The organism is Tardiphaga sp. 813_E8_N1_3 (assembly GCF_051811025.1).
Classification (GTDB): Bacteria; Pseudomonadota; Alphaproteobacteria; order Rhizobiales; family Xanthobacteraceae; genus Tardiphaga.
This window is the reverse complement of sequence record NZ_JBPWQE010000001.1, coordinates 382,501-385,000: the sequence shown is the minus strand read 5'-3', so window position 1 is coordinate 385,000 and position 2,500 is coordinate 382,501. Positions and strand designations below refer to the sequence as shown.

At 53.4% G+C, this 2,500-nt stretch carries 2 tRNA genes and 1 rRNA gene; all 3 read right to left on the bottom strand.

Features of this window, described 5'->3' with window-relative positions:
* Positions 1-266 precede the first annotated feature (266 nt).
* The 3 genes from AB8A33_RS01810 to AB8A33_RS01800 all read right to left on the bottom strand — a co-directional run bounded on the left by AB8A33_RS01810 (position 267) and on the right by AB8A33_RS01800 (position 2,201).
* Positions 267-342: transfer RNA gene (locus AB8A33_RS01810), tRNA-Ala, on the bottom strand.
* Between the two features lie 94 nt (positions 343-436).
* Positions 437-513 (bottom strand) — tRNA-Ile (locus tag AB8A33_RS01805).
* A gap of 201 nt (positions 514-714) precedes the next feature.
* Positions 715-2,201: ribosomal RNA gene (locus AB8A33_RS01800) — 16S ribosomal RNA — on the bottom strand.
* Positions 2,202-2,500: the final 299 nt, after the last annotated feature.

Genomic DNA, 2,500 nt, shown 5'->3' with positions numbered 1-2,500 from the left:
AGGAATTGCAGACGCGGAAGCCTTGCAAGCAAAGCGTTCGCACTCAATTCCTGGAGATTATGATATCGGCACCCGCAATTGCTTGCAGATCCGAACCTCGGAACGATCTCCTCTTTACGATGTCATAAATCCCGCAGTCGATCTCGTAAGACCAACAAGCGAAGTTATTACGCGGACTAAATCAGGAGCAGCTCGTATAGCGCTCACTGTGAACACACTGAATGTTTGTGAAGTTGTTTTGATACCATCGCCAACACCAAAGTTTCTGGTGGAGGCAGACGGGATCGAACCGACGACCTCATGCTTGCAAAGCACGCGCTCTCCCAGCTGAGCTATGCCCCCGTTCCAGAAGACGAATGCTCAACGCTCAATGAAGAGTACGTTTTGCAGATGCAAAGTCGACGTCAGCAGCAGCTCAATTCAAAGCGCGCAAATATGGTGGGCCTGGGAAGACTTGAACTTCCGACCTCACGCTTATCAAGCGCGCGCTCTAACCAACTGAGCTACAAGCCCTAACAACAAAGGGCTCTGCTTGCGGCACCAGCTTTCGCCAGATGCACGATCAAGCACGCCCCAGCGTGTGTTCGTCCGCGAAGAAAGAGAAACGAAGACGGCGGTGTCCCGCCTATGCAGCTCAAACATTGATCCAATGTTTGGCCACTGATGTTTCAAAAGAGGATCGATAGAAGCAAGCTTCTGAAGATCCATCCTTAGAAAGGAGGTGATCCAGCCGCAGGTTCCCCTACGGCTACCTTGTTACGACTTCACCCCAGTCGCTGACCCTACCGTGGTCAGCTGCCCCCTTGCGGTTAGCGCACTGCCTTCAGGTAGAACCAACTCCCATGGTGTGACGGGCGGTGTGTACAAGGCCCGGGAACGTATTCACCGTGGCATGCTGATCCACGATTACTAGCGATTCCAACTTCATGGGCTCGAGTTGCAGAGCCCAATCCGAACTGAGACGGCTTTTTGAGATTTGCGAGGGGTCGCCCCTTTGCATCCCATTGTCACCGCCATTGTAGCACGTGTGTAGCCCAGCCCGTAAGGGCCATGAGGACTTGACGTCATCCCCACCTTCCTCGCGGCTTATCACCGGCAGTCTCCTTAGAGTGCTCAACTAAATGGTAGCAACTAAGGACGGGGGTTGCGCTCGTTGCGGGACTTAACCCAACATCTCACGACACGAGCTGACGACAGCCATGCAGCACCTGTGCTCTATGCCCCGAAGGGAAGGTTCCATCTCTGGTACCGGTCATAGACATGTCAAGGGCTGGTAAGGTTCTGCGCGTTGCGTCGAATTAAACCACATGCTCCACCGCTTGTGCGGGCCCCCGTCAATTCCTTTGAGTTTTAATCTTGCGACCGTACTCCCCAGGCGGAATGCTTAAAGCGTTAGCTGCGCCACTAGTGAGTAAACCCACTAACGGCTGGCATTCATCGTTTACGGCGTGGACTACCAGGGTATCTAATCCTGTTTGCTCCCCACGCTTTCGTGCCTCAGCGTCAGTTATGGGCCAGTGAGCCGCCTTCGCCACTGGTGTTCTTGCGAATATCTACGAATTTCACCTCTACACTCGCAGTTCCACTCACCTCTCCCATACTCAAGACTTTCAGTATCAAAGGCAGTTCTGGAGTTGAGCTCCAGGATTTCACCTCTGACTTAAAAACCCGCCTACGCACCCTTTACGCCCAGTGATTCCGAGCAACGCTAGCCCCCTTCGTATTACCGCGGCTGCTGGCACGAAGTTAGCCGGGGCTTATTCTTACGGTACCGTCATTATCTTCCCGTACAAAAGAGCTTTACAACCCTAGGGCCTTCATCACTCACGCGGCATGGCTGGATCAGGCTTGCGCCCATTGTCCAATATTCCCCACTGCTGCCTCCCGTAGGAGTTTGGGCCGTGTCTCAGTCCCAATGTGGCTGATCATCCTCTCAGACCAGCTACTGATCGTCGCCTTGGTAGGCCATTACCCTACCAACTAGCTAATCAGACGCGGGCCAATCTCTCGGCGATAAATCTTTCCCCGTAAGGGCTTATCCGGTATTAGCACAAGTTTCCCTGTGTTGTTCCGAACCAAGAGGTATGTTCCCACGCGTTACTCACCCGTCTGCCACTGACGTATTGCTACGCCCGTTCGACTTGCATGTGTTAAGCCTGCCGCCAGCGTTCGCTCTGAGCCAGGATCAAACTCTCAAGTTGGACTTGAAACTTTAAACCGGCTGATCACAACGTATTGACGAGGTCCCACCATACTAAGTCGTTCAAAACCTTGCGGCTTTGGCGACCTGCTGTCCGCGCTTCACAGCGCTAACAACGATGGTGTTAACCTTTGTATCAAAACGTGTACCGCCGAAGTCTTTCGTCCGGCCCCGCCTCAGGAAGCCGAAGCTCCCATCGAACGAGACCCGCAAGGACTCCGCCGTCCACGTTTCTCTTTCTTCATTTTAACTTGTCAAACAGCCCGACGCAGACGCGTCAATCTCCCCATAAGGGAGAAA